The sequence below is a fragment of the Hyphomicrobium sp. DY-1 genome (genome assembly GCF_047497105.1).
Taxonomy (GTDB): domain Bacteria; phylum Pseudomonadota; class Alphaproteobacteria; order Rhizobiales; family Hyphomicrobiaceae; genus Hyphomicrobium_B.
The window spans coordinates 2,956,873-2,981,704 of record NZ_CP134870.1; the positions used below are offsets into that span (position 1 = coordinate 2,956,873).

Genomic DNA, 24,832 nt, shown 5'->3' on the forward strand with positions numbered 1-24,832 from the left:
GCACGCGCTTTGGGCCGGGTGCGGTACACCCTCCCCGGAGATGGAATGACGTTTCGAATTTTACTCGCCGCTTCGTGTCTGCTTGTCGCCACCGTAGCGTCGGCGCAGGAATTTCGGCCGCCGCCTGAGGCAGCATCGGGAACAACCGAGAAAGCACTCGTTACCGCCAAACGGCATATGATCGCTGCGGCAGAGCCGCTGGCGGCGGAGACCGGCCGCGAGATTCTGCGTCGCGGCGGGTCCGCGGTCGATGCTGCAATCGCGGCTGAGATGGTGCTTGGGCTGGTCGAGCCGCAGTCGTCGGGGCTCGGCGGCGGGGCTTTCATCACGTACTGGGATGCGAAGACGCGTTCGGTCACGACGTACGACGGACGCGAAACGGCGCCTGCCGCCGCGAAGCCGGACCGCTTCCTGACCAAAGACGGCAAGCCGATGGCCTTCGAAGATGCCGTTTTGTCGGGCCTAAGCGTCGGCGTGCCGGGCGTGTTGCGCGCTCTTTATGTGGCGCATGAAAAGCACGGCAAGCTGCCGTGGAAGGATTTGTTCGATCCGGCGATCAAGCTTGCGGAGAACGGCTTTCACGTTTCGCCGCGGCTTGCTGTTCTGCTTGCGAAAGACGACCCGCAAAACTTTGCGCCGGAAGCGCGCGCGTACTTTTACGAAGGCGGAACGCGCTCGCGCGCGGAAGGCGAATTGCTGAAGAACCCGGCATATGCCGCGACGCTTCGCGTGATCGCGGATAAGGGGCCGGAGGCTTTTTATTCCGGCGATATTGCCAATGCGATCGTTGCGGCTGTGCAAGGCGCGACAAGCATCAAAGGCGATATGACCGCCGCCGATCTCGCTTTGTATGCCGCGCCGGAGCGGCCGCCGGTTTGTGTCGATTATCGCGGGCGTAAGGTCTGCGGGATGGGGCCGCCATCGTCTGGCGGGTTGACGGTCGGCGCGGTGCTGAAGCTCATCGAACTGTTCCCGCAAGTGCAAGGTCCGGCTGCGGCGATGACCGCGCCAGCGCTGCACATCGTCTCGGAAGCTGAAAAGCTCGCGTATGCCGATCGCAACCGCTACATCGGCGATCCCGAGCGCATTCCTGTTCCCTCGGGTTTGCTTGACGATGGCTACCTCGCCGAGCGGCGGAAGCTGATCGATCCGAAGAGAGCGATGCAGAAAGCCGAGCCGGGTCTGCCGCCGGGACTCGCGAAGAAGACATTCGGCGTCGATGCGACGTATGAGGTGCCCGGCACGACGCAGATGTCCATCATCGACGATGATGGCAATGCGTTCTCGATGACGGCGACCATCGAGAGCGCGTTCGGTTCGCATCTGTGGGCGAAGGGATTCCTGCTCAACAACGAGCTGACGGATTTTTCGTTCAAGCCTGTCGACGATCATGGCATAGCTGTCGCTAACGCCGTCGAAGGTGGAAAGCGTCCGCGTAGCTCGATGGCGCCGACGATCGTGCTCGGCGCGGACGGAAATCCGGAGATCGTGACCGGCTCGCCCGGCGGGTCGCAGATCATTCTCTATGTTGTGAAGACGCTCGTTGCGATGATCGATTGGGATATGAACGCGCAACAGGCGGCGTCTCTGACCAACTTCGGCAGCCAGGGCGGACCGGTATTGATCGAGTATTCGCAGCCGATCCTTTGGCCCGCTTATGAACTTACGCTATACGGTCAGGCCGTCGCTGGCGCGACGATGACGTCGGGCGTCAATACGGTTGCGCGAGATGGCGCTTTGCTCGAAGGCGGAGCAGATCCGCGCCGCGAAGGCGTAGCGCTCGGCGATTGAGAGACAGCAGCAGGCAGCTTTAGACGTGAACAATTCGACCATCACCGTCGTCGGTGCAGGCATTTTCGGCCTTTGGCAAGCTTATACGCTGGCCAAAGCCGGCTATCGCATTCGCCTCATTGAAGAAAGTAGCGCGCCGTTTGCGCGGGCATCGAGCCGGTGGGCAGGCGCGATGATTGCGCCGGAATGCGAAGCCGAGGGCGCACCGCCGATCGTTCGCGATCTCGGCCGAGAGGCGCTGAAGATCTGGCGTGATGTGTATCCGGCGACGATCGACAATGGCACGCTCGTCGTGGCGCACGCGCGCGACGCAGGCGATCTGGCGCGCTTCCAAAACATGACCGAGGGACATGACCTCGTAGGTGCGGCGCGCATCGGCGAACTCGAACCTGCGCTCGCAGGCCGCTTCGAGCGCGGGCTCTATTTCGAGGCCGAGTCGCATCTCGATGCGCGGAAGGCACTGGATTGGCTTCTCGATCAAATTAAAGCGCTGGGCGGAGAGCTCCATCTCGGCGTGCAGTGGAACGGTAACGCGGACGGCATTGTCGTTGATTGCCGGGGTATCGGCGCACAAGGCGATCTCAAGCCTTTGAGGGGCGTGCGTGGCGAGCGCGTGCTTATCGAAACGCGTGATGTCGGCCTTTCGCGGCCAGTGCGGCTGTTACATCCGCGGCAGCCGATCTACATCGTGCCTCAGGGCGACGGACGGTTTGTGGTCGGGGCGAGTGTCGTCGAGCGGGAGGACGACGGGCCGATGACGCTCAAGTCGGCGCTCGATCTTCTGGGTTCGGCGTATGCCTTGCACCCGGCGTTCGGCGAAGCGTCGGTTTTGGAGATGGGCGCGGGTGTCCGGCCTGCGTTTCCCGATAACGTTCCGCGCATCGTCGTCGAAGACGGCGGCAAAGTTATCCGCGTCAACGGCGCGTACCGGCACGGGTTCCTGCTGGCGCCGGTGCTCGCGCGCGAGGTGCTGGCTTACCTCTCAGACGGCCGGCGTGAGGGGCTTCTGTTCAGCGCTCCCTGACGTCGGCTGCTTTGCGGCAACCATCTCCTTGGCAAGCGCAAGGCTCGCGACATAATCGGGCTTGCCCGTGCCTAACAGTGGGATCTTGCTGACAACGAGAATTTCCGCCGGGACCATCAGCTCCGTCGAACCTTTGTGACGAGCGAATTTCTGGAAGTCTTCGCGCTTACATTTGGCGTCGGTTGTCAGCAGCACAAGGCGTTCGCCTTTGCGCTGATCGGGAAGCGCGACGACGACCGTCGTCTGCTGCGGCCAAAGTTCGGCGGCGAGAGCTTCGACGGCTGACAGCGAAATCATCTCACCTCCGACCTTGGCGAAGCGCTTGGCGCGGCCCTTGATGAAGATGAAGCCCTGTGCGTCGATCTCGACGATATCGCCGGTGTCATGCCAGCCTTCGGCCGGCGGTTCGAGGACGCCGGGATTTTCCGCGCGATAATAGCCGAGCATGACGTTCGGACCGCGGACGTAGAGGCGGCCGCCTTGCTCGATACCGGGCACGGCTTCGAGCTTGTAGTCCATCAGCGGCGACATGCGCCCAACGCTGTGCGCCTTGTTGGCAAGTGGGGTGTTGAGCGCGAGGACGGGCGCAGTCTCTGTAACGCCGTAGCCTTCGAGGATGCGTACGCCGAAGCGGTCCATGTAAAGCTGGCGCGTGCGGTCCTTGATGGCTTCGGCACCGGCAACGACCAAGCGTACGCGGGCGAAGTCGTAAGGGTGGGCGACCCGGGCGTAGCCCGTCAGGAACGTATCGGTGCCGAACATGATCGTCGCGTTCGACTGATAGACGAGTTCCGGAATGATCCGATAGTGCAGAGGCGTTGGATAAAGAAAGATCGGCACGCCAGCGACGAGCGGCATCAGCACGCCTGCCGTCAGCCCGAACGAATGGAAGACGGGGAGAGCGTTGAAGACCTTATCGGTGCCGTTGCATGCGACTCGCGTCAGTGTCTGTGCGCAGTTCGCGAGCAGATTGCGATGCGAAAGCACGACGCCCTTCGGCGTGCCTTCCGAACCTGACGTGAACAGAATGGCGGCCGGAGCGTTGTAATCGACCGCGACCTGCGGGCGGGTGCCCTGCATCAGGCCCTTGACCTTGTCGGCGAAGGTGATCGTCGGGCGAATGTCTTCGAGATAAACGATGCGCACGACGCCTTCGAGAGCTTTGATCAGCGGTTCGAGATGTCCCTTTTCGACGAACACACGCGACGTCAGAACGATGTCGACCTTCGCAGCCTTACACGCCGAGACGACGTTTGCAGGGCCTGCAGAGAAGTTCAGCATCGCAGGGACGCGGCCGATCGTCTGCAGCGCGAAGAACGTGACGACGACGCCAGCCGAGTTCGGTAACAGGACGCCGACGGATGATCCGACGGGCGGCAGCATTGGCGCGATCTTGGCGCCCAGCACCTGTGCGCCGACGATCAGCTTTTTGTACGTGAGCTTGGTGCCGAGAGGATCTTCGATGGCGGGCTTGCCGGTATCGCGGGTCTGATGGGCAAGCACGAGTGCTTCGAACAGCGTCTGGTCGATCGGCGTCGTCAGCACGGCGGTGTCGGTCATGATGTCTTGTAAGGCCGCTCCCGCTGCCTGACGTCGGGCTTTGCCGCGAAGGGCCGGATCGATCTTGAGCCAGACGGGCGGCAGGATCGTCACCGTCGTTTTCGGGAACCAAGCTTTGCGTGTTTGCGCTTTGCTGAGGTAGCCGAAGTGCGAGCGTTCGAGACCATCGATGCGCACAGGGATAATCGGCGCGTCGGCTTTGTCGGCAATCATGGCGGTGCCGTCGTAGACTTTCATCAGGCCGCCGGTGACGGTCAGTCGACCTTCCGGAAAGATGACGATGGAAGTTCCTTCTTTGACCGCGGTGATGAGGCCGCGCATGCCGAGCGGGCGTGTCGGGTCAATGGTGTAGAAACGCGTGAGCTTCAGGAACGGCTTTGCCCACCATGTTTGCGCAATCATCGTGTCGACGGCATAGGCCGTGTGCGACGGCACCAAGGCGTGCATGAGGCCCGCATCGAGCAGGCTGACGTGGTTTGGCGCGATGATCGCGCGCTCGCCGGCCTTGGGAAGGTTTTCGCGGCCGTGCACTTCGAGCCCAAAGAACGTCTTGAACAGGAACAGGCTGACATCCTTCACGCCCTCGGCGCCCCACGCGCGCAGGACGAGTGCGACGACGACGATGTTGGCGAGGCCGAGGCCCGCATAAAGCGTGGCGACGGAAATTTTTTCGAACTGCAGAGCGGCGATCAGCAGGCCGACAACGGTCATAAACGCAGCCGAAAGGACGTTACAGCCTGCGATGACGCGCGAGCGGTGATCGACCGGCGACCAAGCCTGCACCGCGGCAAACGCGGGCACGATGTAGAAGCCGCCCGCGATTGCGATGCCTGCGAGATCGATAAGCATGTGGAGTCCGCCGAGCGTCGTGAGCACGTCCCACGGCGTCATTGGCGTCGCGGCGGGCTGTATTCTTGAAGCGAGCCAAGCGAGATCAAGCAGGAAAATGCCCATCAGCAGAGCGCCGATCGGAACGAGGGCGAGGTTCGGGCGGTTGGAGCTGGCGCGGGCGGCGACGACCGATCCGAAAGCGACGCCTACCGCGAATGTGAAAAGCGCCAACGTATAAACGGAGGGTGCGCCGTTCAGCACCTGTGGAATGAGGTTCTGCAGCAGCGCAAGAACGCCTGCACCGACGAGCCAGAACCATGAGGTGATCAGTCCGCCTTGCCAGATGCGTTTGTCGCTGCGCAGATCTTTCAGCAACGTGATCGTCGAGGTTGCGATGTTTCTGTCGATCTTGAGATCGGGCACGGATGACGGCGCTGGCGGGATCTGGCGTGCGGACAGCCAGCCCAGAACCGAAATGCAGATGATGGTGCAGGAGACCGCGATCAGCTCCGCGTGGCTGCCGGACGCGAAGTTACCGCCGACGGTGCCGATCAGAATGGCGATAAACGTTGCGCCTTCGATCAAGGCGTTGCCAGATGGCAATTCCTTCACTTCGAGGTGTGATGGTAGCAGGCCGTATTTCACCGGTCCGAAAAAGGCGCTCAGGGTGCCGAACAGGATCAGCGCAACGAACAGCAATGGCACGGATGGGATCAGGAAGCCCGCGGCGGCAGCGACCGCAATTGGAATTTCGATCAACCGGACGCGCGCTGCGACTTTAGCCTTATCGAACTTGTCGGCCAGCTGGCCCGCGAGTGCAGAGAAGAGGAAGAACGGCAGCACGAGCGCGGCGCCTGCCAGTGTGCCCAACGCCGCGCCGTTCTCCATGGCCAGCTTGTAGACGACGAGCATGGCCAACGCGTTCTTGAGCAGATTGTCGTTGAGCGCCGCCAGCAGTTGGCTCCAGAACAGCGGCGCGAAACGGCGCGACGACAACAGGCGGGCAAACATGTGCGGGCGGTCCTTGTTCTGCGAAGCGGAGAGATGGAAGGGAGCAATGCGGCGGATTGGCGGGGCCTTTTTGATCGATTTTGACGATATGAGGTAAAAAATCGGCATGCGCTCTGGTAAACGATGTTGAAATTCCCATGTCCGGCGATCAGGTCAGAAGATAGGGCGATGGTACAACACGAGGCCAGGATCGAACTGGTCGTCAACGGCCGAAAAACCGAAAGCGTGGCCCGTACGCTTGAAGCTCTGATCGAAGAGCAGGGGCTTGCCGATGCCAAGGTCGCGACCGCGCTTAATGGCCAGTTCGTGCCCGAGGCACGGCGTGCTACGACGGCGCTCGACGGCGGCGATCGGGTTGAGATCGTTTCCGCGCGCCAAGGTGGTTAGATCTGGGCGGCTAGATGAGGCCTTTGGGTCGATATGAACATTCGTGACGACAAGCTGCACACGGCGCAGAGCTTTTTGATCTACGGCGAGACGGTTGCATCGCGGCTTTTGCTCGGAACGGCGGGTTATCCGTCTCCGGCGATCCTGAAAGGTGCGGTTACGGCTTCGGCTGCAAGCGTCGTGACGGTGTCGCTGCGTCGTGAGGCAGCCGGCGGCAAGCTTGGCGAGAGGTTTCTCGAAATCATTCGTGATCTCGGTGTGCGCGTGCTGCCGAACACGGCCGGGTGCCGGACGGCGGGCGAGGCGATTACGACCGCGCAAATGGCGCGCGAGCTGTTCGACACGAATTGGATCAAGCTCGAAGTGATCGCGAACGACGACACGTTGCAGCCTGACGTCTTCGGGTTGGTGGAGGCCGCCGGCGTGTTGGCGCGCGACGGCTTCAAGGTGCTTCCTTATACGACGGAAGATCTGTCGGCTGCTGAGCGTCTGCAGCGTGCTGGATGCGAGGTCATCATGCCGTGGGGCGCGCCGATTGGCAGCGGACGCGGTTTGGCCAACGCTCCGGCGCTAAAGAGTTTGCGGGCTTATTTCCCTGACGTTACGCTCGTCGTCGATGCGGGCATCGGCGCGCCGTCCCATGCGGCGTTGGCGATGGAGCTAGGCTACGACGCGGTGCTGCTCAATACGGCAGTCGCCAAGGCTGCCGATCCGGTGCGCATGGCGGCCGCTTTCGCAGCTGCGATTCAGGCGGGACGACTGGGATACGAAGCTGGTCTCATTCCGGCGCGTGATATGGCCGTGCCCTCAACGCCCGTCGCAGGCACGCCGTTTTTCGATCTCGATTGAGTAGCGGCGGTATCAGAGTTTTCTGCAGATGATCCTCGATCGCTTTTATCCCATCGTGCCGGATGTCGGCTGGCTTGAGCGCATCGTGCCTCTCGGCGTGACGTTCGTGCAGCTTCGGATCAAGGACGCGTCCGCCGCGGATGTTGCGGCGCAAGCCAAACGCGCCAATGCGTTTTGCAAGGAGCATGGCTGTACGCTGGTGCTCAACGACTATTGGGAAGCAGCGCTGGACGCGGGCGTCGGTTTTATCCATTTGGGACAGGACGATCTGCGCGACGCTGACCTCGAAGCCATCAAGCTCGCGGGGATCAAGCTCGGGATCTCGACGCACGATATTGTCGAACTCGATAACGCGCTGGCGGCCGAACCTGATTATGTGGCGCTCGGGCCGATCTATGAAACGAAGCTGAAGGCGATGCCTTGGGCTCCGCAAGGTCTTGATAAAATTAAGGAATGGCGGCGCAGGATCGGCAGGTTGCCGCTCGTGGCAATCGGCGGTTTGACTCCTGAGCGTGCGGCCGGAGTATTAGAAGCGGGCGCTGATAGCCTCGCCGTGATTACTGATTTCTTTACGGCCGCCCGCCCCGATGAGCGGATCGAACTCTGGTTGCGACAGTTGCAAACTCGATAGACGGACGAATTTCGTGTTAACCAGGACCTTGTCAGCGCACTCGTTTATGACAGTTTTGTGTGGTTCGAATTTACGCTAACGATTTCCCGTCCTCGCCCGAGTTCAGAGCCGTTTCTGCGTATGCCGTATCGCTTCAAAACCCATGAGCCTGTTGAAAAAGGCTTTCGCCGGATTGCGCGTGAGCAGTTGGACGCCGCCTTGGCTGAACTCGCAGGGGCGGATGTCGGAGCTAAAAACGTCCACGAGTGCCGTAAGTCGCTGAAGCGGCTGCGCTCGCTGGTGCGGTTATCCGCCGGCGCCATCGGCGGCGATAAGGCTCGGCAGCGGAATAAGGCGCTGGGTGAGATTGCCAGACTGCTGTCAGCGCGCCGCGACCGCACCGTGATGTTGGAGACAATCGGCAAACTTTCGAATGATGTTGCGAATGCTGCAGCGTCGCTTGCGCCGCTGAAGTTGGCGCTGACGGCCGAGACGCCAGACGAGCCGGAAACGCTCGAGCCCGATATTGCGCGCAGGGCGCAGCATCTGTTGGAGCGTGAAGCCGCAAAGTTTGCGAAGATGCCCTTCAGCAAGCGTGGCTTTGCAGCGCTCTCCGGGGGGCTTGCGGAAAGCTATCGCAAAGGGCGGAAGGCATCGAAGTATGCCTACGAAGAACCGACCGACGAGAATTTTCATGATCTGCGCAAGGCGGTGCAATGGCATTGGCGGCAGATGTCGCTTTTGTCGAAGGCGTGGCCCGATGAATTTGCCGTCAGGGCGCACGCGGCACGCGAACTCTCGCAGTTTCTCGGCGACGATCATGATCTGGCGGTACTGATTGCAGCGGCGGCCAAGTCTCCAGCGATGACCGATGAGCAGAAAGATGCTGCAGTAACGCTCTGTCGGCAGCAGCAGCAACTCTTGCGCGCCACAGCGGAATATCGCGTCAAGCGCCTCTTTGCCGAGAAGTCCGACGCTTTCGTTGGCCGCGTGGCATCCTATTGGCGCTGCAGCCGTTCTATCGATCCGCAGCTTGAAGTCCAGCCTCCTTCGGGCCAAGTAGGTGTCCAGGACGAAGCTGCGCCGGTTGCGGCGGAAGTCCGGGATCTGGCACCGGAATTACGGCCTGCTCCGGCGAAGCCGAGAGTGGCCGCGAAAGACGAAAGACGTACCCCGTCGAAGCGCCGGGCCTGATCCTGTAGGATCGCAATAAACGCCGGCGTTGGGAGAGCGGATGAACGAAGTTCCGAAACAAGGCAATTTCGCTAGCGAGGCGGTCGCGTTGCCGCGAGAGCATCCACCCGTCGCGCTCGGCCGCATCGGCGTTCTGCTGCTCAACCTCGGTACGCCGGATGGCACCAGCTATTGGCCGATGCGCCGTTACCTCAAGGAGTTTCTATCCGACGACCGCGTGATTGAGGAACCCAAGTGGAAATGGTGGCCGATCCTCAATCTTATCATCTTGACGACGCGCCCGTCGCGCAAAGGTCGCGACTACGCGACGATCTGGAATAACGAAAAGAACGAAGGTCCGCTGAAGACGATCACTCGCAATCAGGCCGAGCGGTTGGCGCAGCGGCTCGGCAACGATCCGCGTGTCATCGTCGATTGGGCGATGCGCTACGCAAATCCGTCGACAGAAAGCCGGATCAAGGCGCTGAAGGACCAGGGCTGCGATCGTATTCTGCTGGTCCCGCTTTATCCGCAGTATTCTGCGGCGACGACGGCAACGGCGAATGATCAGGCATTCAGGGCCTTGATGAAGATGCGTTGGCAGCCGGCGATCCGGACGTCGCCGAGCTATCACGATCATCCGGCTTATATCGAGGCTCTGGCGACGTCGATGCGCGCGGCGCTTTCGAAGCTCGATTTCGAGCCCGAGAAAATCATCGCGACATTTCACGGTATGCCGGAGAAGTATTTCGCGGCTGGCGATCCGTATCATTGCCAATGCCAGAAAACGTCGCGGCTTGTGCGCGAGAAATTGGGAATTCCGGAAAGCCGGTGGTTGACGACATTCCAATCGCGTTTCGGTACCGATCCCTGGCTGCAGCCCTATACCGACAAGACCGTCGAAGCATTGGCGAAATCGGGTGTGAAAAAGATCGCACTCGTCGCGCCGGGTTTTTCTGCCGATTGTCTCGAAACGCTTGAGGAACTTGATCGCGAGAACCGGCATATCTTCGAGTCGAACGGCGGAGAAAAATTCGCCTATTTGCCGGCTCTCAATGATAGTCCCGAAGGGGTGGACGTTATTGAAGCGGTCGTTCGACGCGAGCTGGCGGGATGGCTTTAGACACTGGAAAGTGGCCAATTCTTCTTATTGGCCACTAATTCTTGTTCAATTTCCTGCTTTTTACTGCCATATATCGATATATTACCCAATATTTACCGAATGTTTGTTTCCGAGACTTAAACCTGACGCGCGAATTTCCCATTTTCATTTCGATTCGTTCGTGAGGGGAGGACGGCATGTCCGATTTCGGCGGTTTCGGTTTTTTTGGCTTTATTCTTTTGGCGGCTGCGATCTGGGGGCTTTGGTCGACTGTCAAAATCGTTCCGCAGGGCTCGAACTTCACGGTCGAGAACCTTGGCCGCTACACGCGGACGCTGGTTCCGGGAATGCATATTCTGATCCCCATCCTCGAAAAGGTGACGCACAGGCTGAACATGAAAGAACAGGTGATGGATATTCCGAGTCAGGATGTCATCACCCGCGACAACGCGATGGTGACGGTTGATGGCGTCGCCTTCTATCAGATCCTGAATGCGGCCAAGGCGGCCTATGAGGTCGATAATCTCCAACATTCCATCGTCAACCTGACGATGACGAACATCCGTACAGTGATGGGTTCGATGGATCTCGACGAACTGTTGTCGAACCGCGATCAGATCAATCACCGGCTGTTGCAAGTCGTGGACGCCGCCACCGAGACGTGGGGTGTGAAGGTGACGCGCATCGAGATCAAGGACATCGCGCCGCCGCGGGATCTCGTCGACAGCATGGCCCGGCAGATGAAGGCCGAGCGCGAGAAGCGCGCGCAGATCCTTGAATCGGAAGGTCTTCGCCAGGCTGCCATTCTAAAAGCCGAAGGCGAAAAGCAAGCCGTCGTTCTGGAAGCGGAGGGCCGCCGTGAGGCTGCCTATCGCGATGCCGAAGCGCGCGAACGGTCGGCGGAAGCCGAAGCCAAGGCCACGAAAATGGTCTCCGACGCCATTGCGGGCGGAAACGTCCAGGCGATCAACTACTTCGTCGCAAACAATTATATGAAGGCGCTCGAAGCCTTGGCGAAGTCCCCGAACCAGAAAATCATTATGATGCCGCTGGAAGCGTCGTCGGTCATCGGATCGCTCGGCGGTATCGCGCAGATTGCGGGAGAAGCGTTCGGCGGCGATGCTCCGAAGTCGTCGCCGCCTCGTACGCCGCGCTCCGGCTCGGTACCGACGACATAAGGCCAGGGCTTACTCGCAGAGGGAGCGATGGCGTCAATGGAAAGTCTTTCGTCACTGATCGGACAATTCGGGGCTTGGCTCTGGTTCGCGCTGGCCGTCGTTCTGTTCATTATGGAATCGATCGTTCCCGGCGTGCACTTCGTATGGTTCGGATTGTCGGCCTCAATCGTCGGCGTTATCGGCCTGACGACGCCGCTCGCCTGGGAGTGGCAGCTTATTGCGTTCGCGCTGATCGCCATGGCGGCAGTGTTCTGGGTTCGGCACAAGAGCCGTGAAGAGTCGGCGCATCCTGACGTTGCCGATCTCAACATTCGCGGCGCGCAGTATATCGGCCGTATCGTGACGATTGAGGATGCGATCGTCAACGGACGCGGGAAGGTCCGGGTCGGCGACACCGTCTGGGTGGCGAAAGGCGAGGACGGCCCTAAGGGCGCCAATGTCAAAGTCACGGGCGCTGACGGTACCGTGCTCGTCGTTTCACGGGTTTGATGCGCCGCGGTTCCTAGGCGACGCCGACGCGAAGCAGATCGTGGACATGGACGATGCCGACGGGCTTTTGCTTGTCGACGACGAAGAGCGCCGTGATCCGCGAGGAATTGATAAGTTCCAGAGCGGCTGATGCCAGCAACGTCGGTGCAATGGTTTTGGGCTTGGCGGTCATGACGTCATTGACGCTGGCCCGAAGCAAGTCCGGCCCCATATGGCGACGCAAATCGCCATCGGTGATGACGCCGATGAGCTTGCCGTCGGCGTCGGTGACACCGACGCAGCCGAAGCTTTTCGCCGTTATCGCAACAAGCGCATCCGCCATCGAAGCGCCAGTCTCGATCAGCGGCATCCGCTCATTCTGGTGCATGACGTCGGAAACGTATTTGAGGTTGGCGCCGAGAGAGCCGCCAGGATGGAAGATCTTGAAATCGTGGGCGGTGAAGCCGCGCGCATCGAGAAGCGCGATGGCAAGGCTGTCGCCGAGGGCGAGCTGAATGGTCGTCGATGTCGTCGGCGCAAGGCCGTGGGGGCAGGCTTCCTTCACACGCGGCAGCTGCAGAACGACGTCCGCCTGTTTGCCAAGAGCAGAGTTTGCCTGCGATGTGATGGCGATGAGCGGTACCGCGAAGCGCCGCGAATAAGTGATGATCGGTTTGAGTTCGACCGTTTCGCCCGACCAGGAAAACGCGACGATGATGTCGGACTTCGTGATCATGCCGAGATCGCCGTGGGAGGCTTCGCTCGGATGGACGAAGAACGCGGGGGTACCGGTCGATGCGAAAGTCGCGGCAATCTTCTGGGCGACGTGGCCGCTCTTGCCGATGCCCGTTACGATGACGCGACCGTCGACGGCCTTCAGCCGGCCGACGGCTTCGTCGAAAGCGGCGGAGAGGGGGCCAGCGATATCGTGCGCGACCTGGGCGAGCCCTTCGGCCGCGAGATTGAGTGTACGAAGGGCGGACGAAATCGGTGTCGCCTCGCCGGAGACAACCTCTGCTTCCTGTCGCTCAATTTCAGGTAACTGGAATGGAATGACCCGTTGCATGCGCTCTATGTCCCCCGTTCGCCTGCCGCGTCTGCCTGAACATAAAGGACCCGGCGGCTTGGCGTTAACACTTTTCGCGTTCTAGCGCGGTCCATGCAAGTCCAGCGGCGCCGCAGCCGTGCATTAACCAAGTGTTTTCAGGGGAGGACGCGCGGCCGCGGGGGCTAAGCGAAGCTTTGCACTGTTGATGGGCGGCCGATTGCGCCACCCTCTTTGTCTGTGGCGGCGCAATGGTAGCGAAGGTCGGCGTTCTCTGATTCGCGTCGGGAATTGCCCGGGAGAACACCCGGCAGACCGATCGCTCAGACGTTTGTGCCGATGAGACGCTTGAGCTCGCGGCGGAAGTCCTTTTCGAGGTCATCGCGTTCGAGAGCGATGGCGACATTGGCGGTGAGGAAGCCAAGCTTGGAGCCGCAGTCGTAGATATCGCCGTCGAAACGCACGGCATGGAACGGTTGTCCGGCGCCGTTCATCATAGCGATCATGGAGTCCGTCAGCTGAATTTCGCCCCCGGCGCCGCGCTCTTGCTTCGCGAGGAGATCGAATACTTCAGGCTGCAGGACGTAGCGGCCGGTAATGTGCAAATTGGACGGTGCCGTACCGGGCTTGGGCTTCTCGACCATTTCCGTGATTGCGGAGACTTTGGCCTTCACGTCCTTGACGCCGACGATACCGTACTGGTGCGTCTGATCTTCGGGGACTGGCGCGACCGCAATTAGATTGCCGCCGGTTTGCGAATAGGCGTCGATCATGTCGGCGAGGCAGGACGTGCGTCCGTGGTGAAGCATGTCGGGCAGAAGCAACGCAAACGGTTCATTGCCAACAAGCTCGCGGGCACACCAAACGGCATGGCCTAGCCCGAGCGGCGCCTGCTGACGCGTGAAGCTCGTCTGGCCGGCTTGCGGCAGGTCGCGTTCGAGGGCCTCAAGCTCCTTTTTCTTGCCGCGCGTTGCGAGCGTCGCTTCAAGCTCGAACTGTTTATCGAAATGGTCTTCGATAACACCTTTGTTCCGTCCAGTGACGAATATGAAATGCTCGATGCCGGCGGCGCGCGCCTCATCGACGACGTGCTGCAGCACAGGACGGTCGACGACCGTCAGCATTTCCTTTGGCACGGCCTTGGTTGCAGGCAGAAACCGGGTGCCGAGACCGGCAACAGGAAATACGGCTTTGCGAATTGGTTTCTTGATCGCGTTCATCATATGCTCCAAGTGCGCCGGCTCGCGCTCCAGGTTCAATTGTTTACGATTTTGGATTTAAGCGTGCCCGAAAGACGAAGTTGTCGCGCAGAAATGTGAATGAGTTATTTGCACAAAGCACCGGCCTCCATTAGGTCTGAGCCGGTCTTCGAGCGGAATCGACAGTTGTTGTGGGTATAGACATCAGGAGTTCATTGCAACTATGAGCGTGCTCGTCACGGGGGGCGCCGGCTACATCGGCAGCCACATGGTTCTGGAGCTTCTGGACGCGGGCGAAGATGTTGTCGTCATCGATAATCTGTCCACGGGATTTCGTTGGGCTGTCGATCGCCGGGCGGCGCTGGTGGTCGGAGATATTGCAGATAACGATCTCGTCAGGGAAACGATCCGTTCGCATAACGTAAATGCTATTATTCATTTCGCGGGATCTGTCGTTGTTCCGGATTCGGTTGCTGATCCGCTCGGCTACTATCTCAACAATACGGTGAAATCACGGGGGCTGATTGCGGCTGCCGTCGAATCCGGCGTGAAGCATTTCATTTTTTCTTCCACCGCCGCCGTATACGGCAATCCGGAGGATAATCCCGTCTCGGAGACAGCGCCACCGGCCCCGATGTCGCCTTATGGCTCCTCGAAGCTGATGACCGAAATCATGCTGTCGGATTCTTCGCGCGCCTACGATTTCCAGTTTATCGCCTTGCGTTATTTCAATGTCGCCGGAGCCGATCCGAAGGGCCGGTCGGGGCAATCGACGCCGCGCGCCACGCATCTGATCAAGGTCGCGTGCGAGACGGCGCTTGGGAAGCGTCCGCATATGGAGATTTTCGGCATCGATTATCCGACGCCCGACGGCACGTGCATTCGCGATTACATCCATGTGAGTGATTTGGCGAATGCGCATTCGGTGGCGCTTGAGCATTTGCGCCGGGGCGGGGCGTCGGACATCTTCAATTGCGGTTATTCGAAGGGGTATTCCGTCATTGAAGTTATCGCCGCGGTGAAGCGCGTATCGGGCGTCGATTTCAAAGTTTTACTGTCGCCCCGGCGCGCGGGCGATCCGGCGGCGATCGTTGCGGCTTCGGCCAAAATCCGCGATCAGCTCGGTTGGCAGCCGCAGCACGACAACCTTGAACAAATCGTGGCGCAGGCGCTGAATTGGGAACGCCGCGTCGATGAGCTGAAGGCTGGCGCACTGGCGAGCTGAGCCGCAAAAATGCCCTTAACATCGGGCACGCGCATAAGAGCGGCGCGTGTCGAGCCGCCACGTTAAAAGAAGGCAGCGCTGCAATGCTCTTGAAGAACACGTATTTTAGGGCGAGCGCCGCGGCTGTGCTCACATCGGCGCTGCTGGCGCTGACATCGGTCGCCGCCAGTGCCAAGCCAACTCAGGATTTTTCAAGTTTCATCGCGAGCCTATGGCCGCAGGCGAAGGCGGCAGGCGTTAGCCGCAAAACGTTCGATACGGCGTTTGCGGGCGTGAAGCCGGATTACAGCATTCCAGATCTCGACATTCCGGGGCGGCCGAAGATCGACAACGCTGGACAGGCCGAGTTCACCAAGACGGCGGCCGATTATTTGTCGAAGCCCTATCTTGAGAAGCTCGGTGTTCAGGGAAAAAAGTTTCTCGCCGAGCATCGGGCGGCGCTCGAGCGGATCGAAAAGCTGACGGGCGTTGACCGCTATACGCTCGTTGCGATCTGGGGACGTGAAACGGCTTATGGCAGTTATCATCCGTCGAAGGATGCCATCCAGATGCTGGCGACGCTCGCCTATGTCGGCAAGCGCAAGGAACGCTTTCACGATGAGCTGATCGCGGCGCTCGTCATGCTGCAGAAGGGGATTCCGCGTTCAGACATGAAGTCGTCGTGGGCCGGCGCCGTCGGGCTGACGCAGGCGATGCCGACCGAATATCTCAAATTTGCAATCGACGGCGATGGCGACGGCAAGATCGATATCTGGCGCTCCGTTGCGGATGCGCTGGCGTTCACGGCAATGCAGCTCAAAGGCAAGGGCTGGGTCCCTGGCGCGCGCTGGGGGTACGAGGTCATCGCGCCTCAGCATGCCGATTGCTCGCTGGAAGGCCCGCCCGATACGCGCCCGATTGCCGATTGGGTGAAGATGGGCTTCAAGAAAGCCAGCGGGCGGCCGTTCACGAAGACGGAACTGGCTTCAGACGCCTATCTGATGATGCCGGCGGGCGCCTACGGTCCTGCATTTCTGGCGGCGCAGAACTTCCGCGTCATTCGGCTCTACAACACGTCCGACCTCTATGCGCTGTTTGTTGGCAACCTCGGCGACCGCATACGTGGCGGCGGCGATTTCGTCACGCCGTGGGCGTCGTTCGCGCAGCCGAGGACCCATACCGTGGCCGGCATTCAGGCGCGGCTGCAGCAACTCGGCTATCCGATGGACAAGATCGACGGCAAGATCGGGTCCAACACGCGCAAGCAGATCGGCCTCTACGAGAAGGCTAACGGCCTCTCCATCGATTGCTGGCCGTCGGAACGGGTGCTGGCGCATGCGGAGTCCCAGGCTGCCAAGCGCTGACGGAAAGGGTGCGGCGGGCGTTGGAGCGGAGGTCGCGACGCTGTATGCTGATCGCCGGATTCGTCGGCATCGAAACCCACGAAAGGCACATAACACGGCATGAAGTCCTTGCTTCGGCATTTCCGCTTTCTGGGCGCGGCCATTGCCGTCGTGGTTGCGGTTTTGCTTGCGCCATTGGCTTGGACGACCAATGCTTGGGCTGCCGACGATGATCAGGTCGGAACGTTTCTCACGCCCTTTCCGGACAACGACGTCTATCAGGTGAGCGTTTTCGGTGACGATTTTGCGCCTGGGCTATTGAGCGGCCTGCAAGTGGCGTTCAATTCCGATGTGCGTTTAAACATCCAGAAGCAGGTGACGCCGCTCGCCGCTATCGCGTCGCGCAACTTCGACGCCAAAGTCGCGGCGCTGGAAAAAGCGGTGGCGGGCCAGCCGTTCAACATCGCCATCGTCATGACCGGACAGGACGATCGCATTTCGATCCGGACTGACGACGGCAAGCGCCTGCCGATCGGCAGCGAAGCTTGGCTCATTGAATATACGCGGCGGATCGACCGGCTTATGCGCGTTTTCAAGACGCGCAGCGCGGCTGTCTATTGGGTCGGACTGCCCAATTTCGCGCGCTCGGACGCCAATGATCTTGCACAGCGCATCAACGATGTGATCCGCGAACGGGCTTATCTCAATGGCTTTAAGTACATCGACGCATATCAAGGGTTCACCGACGATAACGGCGGATATTCTGCATATGGCCCGGATCTCGAGGGCGCAATCCGATTGCTTCGTCTCCGGGACGGCGTGAACTTCACCGTCGCAGGCAATCGCAAGCTGGCGCATTTCGTCGAGAAGGAGCTGCGGCCGGATCTCATTCAGGCGAAGCAGAACCGAAACATTCCGCTGCTCGGGTCGGATGCGGAGCAGGCGAAGATCAATCCAGGCAATGCCGTGAAAACACCGGCGCCGTCGTCGCCCGTAGCTGCCAACAATGACGCGAGTGCGAAGACGCCGATTGTTCGCGCGCATGGCGTGACCGGCACTCCAGCGTCCGCGACTGCAGACGCCTCGGGCGATCAGAAAGAGGACGACGGCAAAATCATTTTGAAGATCGTCAGCGGTAATGGCCGCGCCGAGACGCAGACAATCCCGATTGTTCGTCCGGCGATCCCAGCGTCGGTCGTGGCCTTGATGGCGCGGCGCGAGGCGTCTGGCCAGCGAGGAGATTTGCTGGTCGATCAAATCGCGGGCGGGCTGACGCTGATGAGTTCGATCTCGCCGTCCGGCAATCGGGATCGTGGGCGGTTGTCGCCGACGCAAGCGCCCTACTTCCGGCTCCTCGTGAAAGGCGAACGGCTGCAGCCGAAGCCGGGGCGCGCCGACGATCTGACGTGGCCGCCAAAACCCGATACGACCAGCGAGGCGAAACCCGCGATGCAGCAGCCGCGCGGGTAACGCTTGTTTTCGTTGGTGGAGGAGGCTGACGCGCTGTTTATCTCGCGTCAGCGCGGCAGGACGGTCGAGCCCATCAGGAACTTGTCGATCGCGTGCGCAGCCTGGCGGCCTTCGCGGATCGCCCAGACAACGAGCGACTGCCCGCGACGGATGTCACCGGCGCAGAACAGTTTCGGCGAAGTGCTGAGCTTGTAGTCGCGGTCCGTCGCGTCGAGCCCCTTGAAGCGGCCGCGTGGCACAACGGGAAGTCCGAATTCCTTGACGATGTCGGATTCGACGGGACCCGAGAAGCCCATCGCGAACAGCACGAGATCAGCGTCGAGCGCACCCTCGGTGCCCTTGATCGGCTGCAAGTTGGCATTGACGCGCGTGTAGTTCAGCTTCTTCACCTTGCCGTCTTCGCCGGTGAAGCCCGTGGTCGAGATCGAATATTCGGTCTTGGCGCCTTCGGCTTGGGACGTCGAGATGCGCAGCTTCAGCGGCCAGTGCGGCCAGGAGAGTGCCTTGTTTTCCTTCTCCGGCGGCATCGGCATGATTTCGAGCTGCGTCACGCTCAGCGCGCCTTGGCGGAACGAGGTGCCGATGCAGTCGGAACCCGTATCGCCGCCGCCAATCACGATGACGTGCTTCCCCGCCGCCGAAATCTCTTTCGTTTTCGGCTTCTGCGGTTCACCGGCGTTGCGACGGTTCTGCTGCGGCAGAAAATCCATCGCGTAGTGTAGGCCGTCGAGATTGCGGCCCGGCGACTTGGCGAAGAAGTCAAACGGCTGCTCGGAGCCGATGGCGATCAGCACGGCGTCGTGCTTCGATTCCAGATACTTCGCCGAAAGATCCTGGCCGACATGGATGCCGCAATGGAAAGTCACGCCTTCGGCTTCCATCTGCTTGACGCGGCGGGCGATGACACCCTTCTCCATCTTGAAGTCGGGAATGCCGTAAACGAGCAAGCCGCCGGGACGAGCGTTCTTCTCGTAGACATGGACCTCATGGCCAGCACGCGCGAGCTGTTGCGCGGCGGCGAGGCCTGCGGGGCCGGAGCCGATGACCGCAACCTTCTTGCCCGTCTTCTTCTCGGGCGGCAGCGGCTGCACCCAGCCTTCTTCCCACGCGCGATCCGCGATCGAGCATTCGATGGTTTTGATCGTGACCGGAGTGTCGTCAATGTTCAACGTGCATGACGCTTCGCACGGCGCCGGGCAGATGCGGCCAGTTACTTCCGGGAAGTTGTTCGTCGAGTGCAGGTTGTCGGCGGCTTCCTTCCAGTCGCCGCGATAGGCGAGGTCGTTCCAGTCGGGGATCTGATTGTTGACCGGGCAGCCGTTGTGGCAATAGGGAATGCCGCAATCCATGCACCGCGCAGCCTGCTTTTTTATTTCAGGCTCCGACAGCGGAACGACGAATTCCTTATAGTGCTTCAGGCGCTCTTCGACCGGGCGATACTTACGGTCGGCGCGCTCGATTTCCAGAAAACCAGTCGGCTTGCCCATTCTCGTGTTTCTTCTTTCGTCTTGTCTATCCGCGATGTGCCGGTGTGATCGTTATTGCTTGGCTGCTTCGAGCTCAGCTTCGCGATTGGTTTCGCGGGCTTTGGCGAGCTCGGTCAGCGCGCGGCGGTATTCCACCGGCATCACCTTCTTGAACTTCGGCAGGTAGGCCTGGAAGTTCTTCAGGATGTCCTGAGCGCGGCGCGAATTCGTGTAATGCGCGTGCCGCGAAATGAGCGTGTGCAGACGCTCGGCGTCCTGCTCGCGCATGTCGACCATGACGTTGTGGACCGCAATCGCGACATCGCCGCCCTGCTGGGCGAGTTTCTGCAGCGAACCCGGATCGGCTGTGATGGCTTCGAGCTGCACCATGTCCTTGTTGAGACGACTTTCGAAATTGCCGTCCTCATCGAGGACATAGGCGATGCCGCCCGACATGCCGGCCGCGAAGTTGCGGCCGGTTTGACCGAGCACGACGACAACGCCGCCGGTCATGTATTCGCAGCCGTGGTCGCCCGTGCCTTCAACGACAGCGTAGGCTCCCGAGTTACGGACGGCGAAGCGCTCACCGGCCACGCCGCGGAAATAGCATTCGCCGGTGATGGCGCCGTAGAGCACCGTGTTGCCGACGATGATGCTTTCTTCCGGAACGATACTCGACTTGGGATCGGGGCGGACGATCAGCTTGCCGCCCGACAATCCCTTGCCGACATAGTCGTTGCCTTCGCCGATGAGATCGAGCGTGACGCCGTGCGCGACCCACGCGCCGAATGCCTGGCCCGCGGTCCCCTTGAAAGAGATCCAGATAGTATCTTCCGGCAGTCCGGTATGGCCGTAGCGCTTCGCAACCTCGCCCGAGAGCATCGCGCCCGCGGAGCGGTTGACGTTCTTGATGTCGACTTCCGCCTTTACCGGCTTCTTGCCTTCGAGAGCAGGCTTCGCCAGCTCGATCAGCTTGACGTCGAGAACTTTTTCGAGGCCGTGGTCCTGGCGCTCGCTGTTATAAATCGCGACGCCAGCCGGGGCGTGCGGCTTATGGAACAGCTTGGTGAAGTCGAGGCCGCGCGCCTTCCAGTGCTCGATGGCGCGATCCTTATCGAGTTGATCGCTTTGACCGATCATCTCGTTGAAGGTGCGGAAGCCGAGTTGAGCCATGATCTCGCGGACTTCTTCAGCGACGAAGAAGAAGTAGTTGATGACGTGCTCAGGCTTGCCGGAGAATTTTGCGCGCAGAACCGGATCTTGCGTGGCGACACCGACCGGGCAGGTGTTCAGGTGGCACTTGCGCATCATGATGCAGCCCGCCGCAATGAGCGGGGCGGTCGCGAAGCCGAACTCGTCGGCGCCAAGCAGCGCACCGATGACGACGTCGCGGCCGGTGCGGACACCACCATCAACTTGCACGGCGATACGGCCGCGCAGCAGATTAGCGACGAGCGTCTGATGCGTTTCGGCGAGACCGATTTCCCACGGGCTGCCCGCGTGCTTTATCGACGTCAGGGGCGATGCGCCGGTGCCGCCTTCGAAGCCCGAGATCGTCACGTGGTCGGCGCGCGCCTTGGCGACGCCCGCAGCGACAGTGCCGACGCCAACCTCGGAGACGAGCTTCACCGAGACGTCAGCCTTCGGGTTGACGTTCTTCAGGTCGTAGATGAGCTGCGCCAAGTCTTCGATCGAATAGATGTCATGGTGCGGCGGCGGCGAGACGAGCGTGACGCCCGGCGTCGAGTGACGGACCTTCGCGATCGTCGCGTCGATCTTGTGGCCGGGCAGCTGACCGCCTTCGCCGGGCTTCGCACCCTGGGCCATCTTGATCTGCATCATGTCGGAGTTGACGAGGTATTCCGTCGTCACGCCAAAGCGGCCCGAGGCGACCTGCTTGATCGCCGAACGCATCGAGTCTCCGTTCGGCATCGGCTTGAAGCGGTCGGATTCTTCGCCGCCTTCGCCGGTGTTCGAGCGGCCGCCGATGCGGTTCATCGCGATGGCGAGCGTGGTGTGGGCTTCGCGGCTGATCGAGCCGTAGCTCATCGCGCCGGTCGAGAAGCGCTTGACGATGGCGGCGGCTGGTTCGACGTCCTCCAGCGGAATGGGCTTGCGGCCGAAGCTTTCCGCCGAGCGCAGGCGGAACATGCCGCGCAGCGTCATGAGCTGTTCGGACTGGTCGTTGATCGCCTTCGAGAAGTCGCGGAACTTCTGCGGAATGCGGCCGCTCATCGCTTCCTTGTTATCGGTTGCGCGGACGGCATGCTGCAGGTCGGCGACCGTTCCCGGACGCCACATGTGGGCTTCGCCGCGGACGCGGTAAGCGTATTCGCCACCGACATCGAGCGCGTTGGCGAGGACCGGGATATCGCCGAAGGCCGACTTGTGGCGCTCAACCGTTTCGCGCGCGATCTCGCGCAGGCCGACGCCTTCGACCTGGGTGTGCGTGCCGGTGAAATAGCGTTCGACGAAGCTCGACCGCAGGCCGACGGCATCAAAGATCTGAGCGCCGCAATAGGACTGGTAGGTCGAGATGCCCATCTTCGCCATCACCTTCATGATGGCTTTGCCGATGGCCTTGATGAAGCGCTTCTTGACCATTTCCGGCGTCGTCCCCTCGGGGAGTTCCGGGATCATGGTGTAGAGCGTTTCGAATGCGAGATACGGATTGATGGCTTCGGCGCCATAGCCCGCAAGGGTGCAGAACTGGTTGATCTCGTGGGCTTCGCCGGTCTCAACGACGAGGCCGACAGAGGTGCGCAGGCCCTGCTTGATCAGGTGGTGGTGCACCGCCGACGTCGCGAGCAGCGAGGGAATGGCAATGCGGTCCGGTCCGGCGCGGCGGTCGGACAGGATGATGATGTTGAATTCCTTGGCGCGGACATATTCTTCCGCTTCGGCGCAGATGCCGTCGAGCGCCGGGCCCATGCCGCCTTCGCCCTTATCGGCGGGGTAGGTTATGTCGATGGTGATCGACTCGAAGTCGTTGTCCTTCACCGCGCCGATGCCGCGGATGCGCTCCAAGTCTTCGTTGGTCAGGATCGGCTGGTCGACTTCGAGGCGCTTCTGCTTCGAGGTGCCTTGCAGATCGAGGATGTTCGGGCGCGGGCCGATGAACGAGACGAGGCTCATCACAAGCTCTTCGCGGATCGAGTCGATCGGCGGGTTTGTAACCTGGGCGAAATTCTGCTTGAAGTACGTGTGAAGCAGCTTCGACTTTGACGACAGCGCCGAGATCGGCGTGTCGGTGCCCATGGAGCCGGTGGCTTCTTCGCCCTTTTCCGCCATCGGCGTCAGCAGAAACTTGATGCTTTCCTGGGTGTAGCCGAACGACTGCTGCAGATCGAGCAGGGCGACGTTCGACTTGGCGCCCGCGGCGCTCTTCGACGGCAGCGGTAGGTCGGAAACCTTGATCTGCGTGCGCTTCAGCCACGTCTCATATGGGTGGCTGGCGGCGATCTCAGCCTTCAGCTCTTCGTCCGAAATGATGCAACCCTTTTCGAGGTCGATAAGCAGCATCTTGCCCGGCTGCAGGCGCCACTTCTTGACGATATTTTCTTCTTCGACCGGCAGCACGCCGGACTCAGACGACATGATGACGGTGTCGTCTTTGGTCACGAGGTAGCGGGCCGGACGCAGACCGTTGCGGTCGAGCGTCGCGCCGATCTGGCGGCCGTCGGTGAAGGCCATGGCTGCGGGGCCGTCCCACGGCTCCATCAAGCAGGCATGATATTCGTAGAAGGCGCGGCGGTTGGTATCCATCGTCGGATTTCCGGCCCACGCTTCGGGGATCAGCATCATCGCCGCGTGCGAGAGGCTGTAGCCGCCCATGACGAGGAATTCGAGCGCGTTGTCGAAGCAGGCGGTGTCGGACTGGCCTTCATACGAGATCGGCCAGAGCTTCGAGATCTTGTCGCCGAACAGGGGCGACGACACCGACGCCTGGCGTGCGGCCATCCAGTTGACGTTACCGCGCAGGGTGTTGATCTCACCGTTGTGCGCAACCATGCGATAGGGGTGCGCGAGCTTCCACGATGGGAACGTGTTCGTCGAGAAGCGTTGGTGCACGAGGGCGAGCGCCGACACGAGGCGAGGGTCGGACAGGTCCGAGTAATAGGCCTTCACCTGGAAGGACAGGAACATGCCCTTGTAGACGAGCGTGCGCGTCGACAGCGACACGGTGTAGTGGCCGATGTCGCGGCCCTTATAGGCGTCGTGGATCGCATTCGAGACGACCTTGCGGACCATATAAAGGTGACGCTCAAACTCTTCCTGATCGGTCATGCTTGACGGTCGGCGGATGAAGACGTGGCGATGCACCGGCTCGACATCGCGCACCATGTCCGACAAGCAACCGTTTTCAACCGGCACTGTGCGCCAGCCGATCAGCTCAAGGCCTTCTTCCTTGAGGCAGCGCGCCCAGACGCGCTCGCAATGCGCGCGCAGGCGTTCGTCGTGCGGCATAAAGATGTGGCCGACAGCGTATTCGCCCGGTGCTGGAAGATCGAAGCCGAGCGCCTTCGTTTCGGCGGCCAGAAAGTCATGCGGGATCTGAATCATGATGCCGGCGCCGTCGCCGGAAAGCGGGTCGGCACCGACCGCGCCGCGATGCTCGAGGTTTTCGAGTATCTTCAAGGCGCCTTCGACGATGCTGTGTGATTTGCGACCCTTGAGGTTCGCAATGAAGCCGACGCCGCATGCGTCGCGCTCAAGAGCCGGATCAAAAAGGCCTGCTGCCGCCGGACGGCTTCCCGTGCCGATTTCGTCTTCCAGCGGAGACAGATATCCTTCGCTCATTTCTCGCCTCGTATGGCCCGTTGGCCCAAATTCAGAACTTCGTTATTCGGAAGCGTGCCCGGGTGCGGGCCGCTTTGTTTGTTCGACTTTTGCGCAATCTCGTCGGTCGAAGAATATTACGCCAAGCGCCGCCGTTTTCGGTCAGGGCGCGATAACACGTGGTGGTTAATGGAATGGAGCCCGCCGCCGATCGCACGGCCCTGCAAACCGCATATCCTGTATTCGAGCACTTCTATTTCTCCCACGCCGCCACTCGGAAGCCGTAAAGCGACGCTACGGCCGATGCAAACGTCCGAGCTGTTCTCAGACGCCCACCCACCG

At 60.9% G+C, this 24,832-nt stretch carries 17 protein-coding genes; 12 read left to right on the forward strand and 5 right to left on the reverse strand.

Annotated elements, in window-relative coordinates:
- The first annotated feature begins 45 nt into the window (after window positions 1-45).
- A complete protein-coding gene (ggt, locus tag RLW41_RS14265; RefSeq protein ID WP_414461900.1) occupies window positions 46-1,791 on the forward strand; it encodes a gamma-glutamyltransferase in 1,746 nt (581 codons plus the stop codon).
- Window positions 1,792-1,816: 25 nt separating this feature from the next.
- Window positions 1,817-2,815 (forward strand): FAD-dependent oxidoreductase, encoded by a 999-nt coding sequence (locus RLW41_RS14270; RefSeq protein WP_414461901.1) that lies wholly within the window; start codon window positions 1,817-1,819, stop codon window positions 2,813-2,815.
- Here RLW41_RS14270 and RLW41_RS14275 read toward each other — a convergent pair.
- Window positions 2,774-6,217: an acyl-[ACP]--phospholipid O-acyltransferase gene (locus RLW41_RS14275; protein ID WP_414461902.1), complete on the reverse strand. Its 3,444-nt coding sequence runs from the start codon at window positions 6,215-6,217 to the stop codon at window positions 2,774-2,776. The two genes, RLW41_RS14270 and RLW41_RS14275, sit on opposite strands and share 42 nt — an antisense overlap.
- Before the next feature lie 168 nt (window positions 6,218-6,385).
- Between RLW41_RS14275 and thiS the strand changes: the two genes are divergently transcribed.
- The 7 genes from thiS (at window position 6,386) to RLW41_RS14310 (ending at window position 12,005) form a co-directional block, all read left to right on the forward strand.
- A complete protein-coding gene (thiS, locus tag RLW41_RS14280) occupies window positions 6,386-6,604 on the forward strand; it encodes a sulfur carrier protein ThiS (RefSeq protein WP_414461903.1) in 219 nt (72 codons plus the stop codon).
- Window positions 6,605-6,637: 33 nt separating this feature from the next.
- Window positions 6,638-7,453, forward strand: coding sequence for a thiazole synthase (locus RLW41_RS14285; RefSeq protein ID WP_414461904.1), 816 nt, complete (start codon window positions 6,638-6,640; stop codon window positions 7,451-7,453).
- A gap of 28 nt (window positions 7,454-7,481) precedes the next feature.
- Window positions 7,482-8,084 (forward strand): thiamine phosphate synthase, encoded by a 603-nt coding sequence (locus tag RLW41_RS14290; RefSeq protein WP_414461905.1) that lies wholly within the window; start codon window positions 7,482-7,484, stop codon window positions 8,082-8,084.
- Window positions 8,085-8,204: 120 nt separating this feature from the next.
- Window positions 8,205-9,257, forward strand: coding sequence for a CHAD domain-containing protein (locus RLW41_RS14295; protein ID WP_414461906.1), 1,053 nt, complete (start codon window positions 8,205-8,207; stop codon window positions 9,255-9,257).
- A gap of 40 nt (window positions 9,258-9,297) precedes the next feature.
- The gene (hemH, locus tag RLW41_RS14300; protein ID WP_414461907.1) at window positions 9,298-10,359 is read left to right on the forward strand and encodes a ferrochelatase; all 1,062 of its coding nucleotides are present in this window, start codon (window positions 9,298-9,300) and stop codon (window positions 10,357-10,359) included.
- A 176-nt stretch (window positions 10,360-10,535) separates the two neighbouring features.
- Window positions 10,536-11,516, forward strand: coding sequence for an SPFH domain-containing protein (locus RLW41_RS14305; protein ID WP_409562337.1), 981 nt, complete (start codon window positions 10,536-10,538; stop codon window positions 11,514-11,516).
- Window positions 11,517-11,552: 36 nt separating this feature from the next.
- On the forward strand, window positions 11,553-12,005 hold the full coding sequence (locus tag RLW41_RS14310) for an NfeD family protein (protein WP_024275399.1): 453 nt from the start codon (window positions 11,553-11,555) through the stop codon (window positions 12,003-12,005).
- A 13-nt stretch (window positions 12,006-12,018) separates the two neighbouring features.
- Here RLW41_RS14310 and RLW41_RS14315 read toward each other — a convergent pair whose 3' ends face one another.
- Together RLW41_RS14315 and galU are read right to left on the reverse strand one after the other, a co-directional pair.
- Complete coding sequence (locus tag RLW41_RS14315; RefSeq protein ID WP_414461908.1) at window positions 12,019-13,050, reverse strand: KpsF/GutQ family sugar-phosphate isomerase; 1,032 nt, start codon at window positions 13,048-13,050, stop codon at window positions 12,019-12,021.
- A 302-nt stretch (window positions 13,051-13,352) separates the two neighbouring features.
- A complete protein-coding gene (gene galU / locus RLW41_RS14320; protein WP_013946383.1) occupies window positions 13,353-14,249 on the reverse strand; it encodes a UTP--glucose-1-phosphate uridylyltransferase GalU in 897 nt (298 codons plus the stop codon).
- Window positions 14,250-14,451: 202 nt separating this feature from the next.
- On the opposite strand from galU, the gene galE reads away from it, so the two are divergent.
- The 3 genes from galE (at window position 14,452) to RLW41_RS14335 (ending at window position 18,245) form a co-directional block, all read left to right on the forward strand.
- Window positions 14,452-15,453: a UDP-glucose 4-epimerase GalE gene (gene galE / locus RLW41_RS14325; protein WP_409562340.1), complete on the forward strand. Its 1,002-nt coding sequence runs from the start codon at window positions 14,452-14,454 to the stop codon at window positions 15,451-15,453.
- Window positions 15,454-15,536: 83 nt separating this feature from the next.
- Window positions 15,537-16,796 carry a lytic murein transglycosylase gene (locus RLW41_RS14330; protein WP_414461909.1) on the forward strand — a complete coding sequence of 420 codons (1,260 nt, stop codon included), beginning with the start codon at window positions 15,537-15,539 and terminating at the stop codon, window positions 16,794-16,796.
- Between the two features lie 99 nt (window positions 16,797-16,895).
- Window positions 16,896-18,245: a DUF459 domain-containing protein gene (locus RLW41_RS14335; protein WP_414461910.1), complete on the forward strand. Its 1,350-nt coding sequence runs from the start codon at window positions 16,896-16,898 to the stop codon at window positions 18,243-18,245.
- Between the two features lie 47 nt (window positions 18,246-18,292).
- Here the strand turns inward: RLW41_RS14335 and RLW41_RS14340 are convergent, their stop codons facing one another.
- Both RLW41_RS14340 and gltB read right to left on the reverse strand, forming a co-directional pair.
- Entirely contained in the window at window positions 18,293-19,732 is a 1,440-nt protein-coding gene (locus RLW41_RS14340) for a glutamate synthase subunit beta (RefSeq protein ID WP_024275402.1), read from the reverse strand.
- A 51-nt stretch (window positions 19,733-19,783) separates the two neighbouring features.
- Complete coding sequence (gene gltB / locus RLW41_RS14345; RefSeq protein WP_414461911.1) at window positions 19,784-24,511, reverse strand: glutamate synthase large subunit; 4,728 nt, start codon at window positions 24,509-24,511, stop codon at window positions 19,784-19,786.
- Between the last annotated feature and the right edge of the window lie 321 nt (window positions 24,512-24,832).

Excerpts from the sequence above, each read along its gene's own strand:
- galU (WP_013946383.1), bottom strand. The coding sequence starts at position 14,249 with ATGAACGCGATCAAGAAACCAATTCGCAAAGCCGTATTTCCTGTTGCC.
- galE (WP_409562340.1), top strand. The coding sequence starts at position 14,452 with ATGAGCGTGCTCGTCACGGGGGGCGCCGGCTACATCGGCAGCCACATG.
- RLW41_RS14295 (WP_414461906.1), top strand. The coding sequence starts at position 8,205 with ATGCCGTATCGCTTCAAAACCCATGAGCCTGTTGAAAAAGGCTTTCGC.
- thiS (WP_414461903.1), top strand. The coding sequence starts at position 6,386 with ATGGTACAACACGAGGCCAGGATCGAACTGGTCGTCAACGGCCGAAAA.
- RLW41_RS14340 (WP_024275402.1), bottom strand. The coding sequence starts at position 19,732 with ATGGGCAAGCCGACTGGTTTTCTGGAAATCGAGCGCGCCGACCGTAAG.
- RLW41_RS14310 (WP_024275399.1), top strand. The coding sequence starts at position 11,553 with ATGGAAAGTCTTTCGTCACTGATCGGACAATTCGGGGCTTGGCTCTGG.
- gltB (WP_414461911.1), bottom strand. The coding sequence starts at position 24,511 with ATGAGCGAAGGATATCTGTCTCCGCTGGAAGACGAAATCGGCACGGGA.
- RLW41_RS14285 (WP_414461904.1), top strand. The coding sequence starts at position 6,638 with ATGAACATTCGTGACGACAAGCTGCACACGGCGCAGAGCTTTTTGATC.
- RLW41_RS14305 (WP_409562337.1), top strand. The coding sequence starts at position 10,536 with ATGTCCGATTTCGGCGGTTTCGGTTTTTTTGGCTTTATTCTTTTGGCG.
- RLW41_RS14275 (WP_414461902.1), bottom strand. The coding sequence starts at position 6,217 with ATGTTTGCCCGCCTGTTGTCGTCGCGCCGTTTCGCGCCGCTGTTCTGG.
- hemH (WP_414461907.1), top strand. The coding sequence starts at position 9,298 with ATGAACGAAGTTCCGAAACAAGGCAATTTCGCTAGCGAGGCGGTCGCG.
- ggt (WP_414461900.1), top strand. The coding sequence starts at position 46 with ATGACGTTTCGAATTTTACTCGCCGCTTCGTGTCTGCTTGTCGCCACC.
- RLW41_RS14315 (WP_414461908.1), bottom strand. The coding sequence starts at position 13,050 with ATGCAACGGGTCATTCCATTCCAGTTACCTGAAATTGAGCGACAGGAA.
- RLW41_RS14290 (WP_414461905.1), top strand. The coding sequence starts at position 7,482 with ATGATCCTCGATCGCTTTTATCCCATCGTGCCGGATGTCGGCTGGCTT.
- RLW41_RS14335 (WP_414461910.1), top strand. The coding sequence starts at position 16,896 with ATGAAGTCCTTGCTTCGGCATTTCCGCTTTCTGGGCGCGGCCATTGCC.
- RLW41_RS14330 (WP_414461909.1), top strand. The coding sequence starts at position 15,537 with ATGCTCTTGAAGAACACGTATTTTAGGGCGAGCGCCGCGGCTGTGCTC.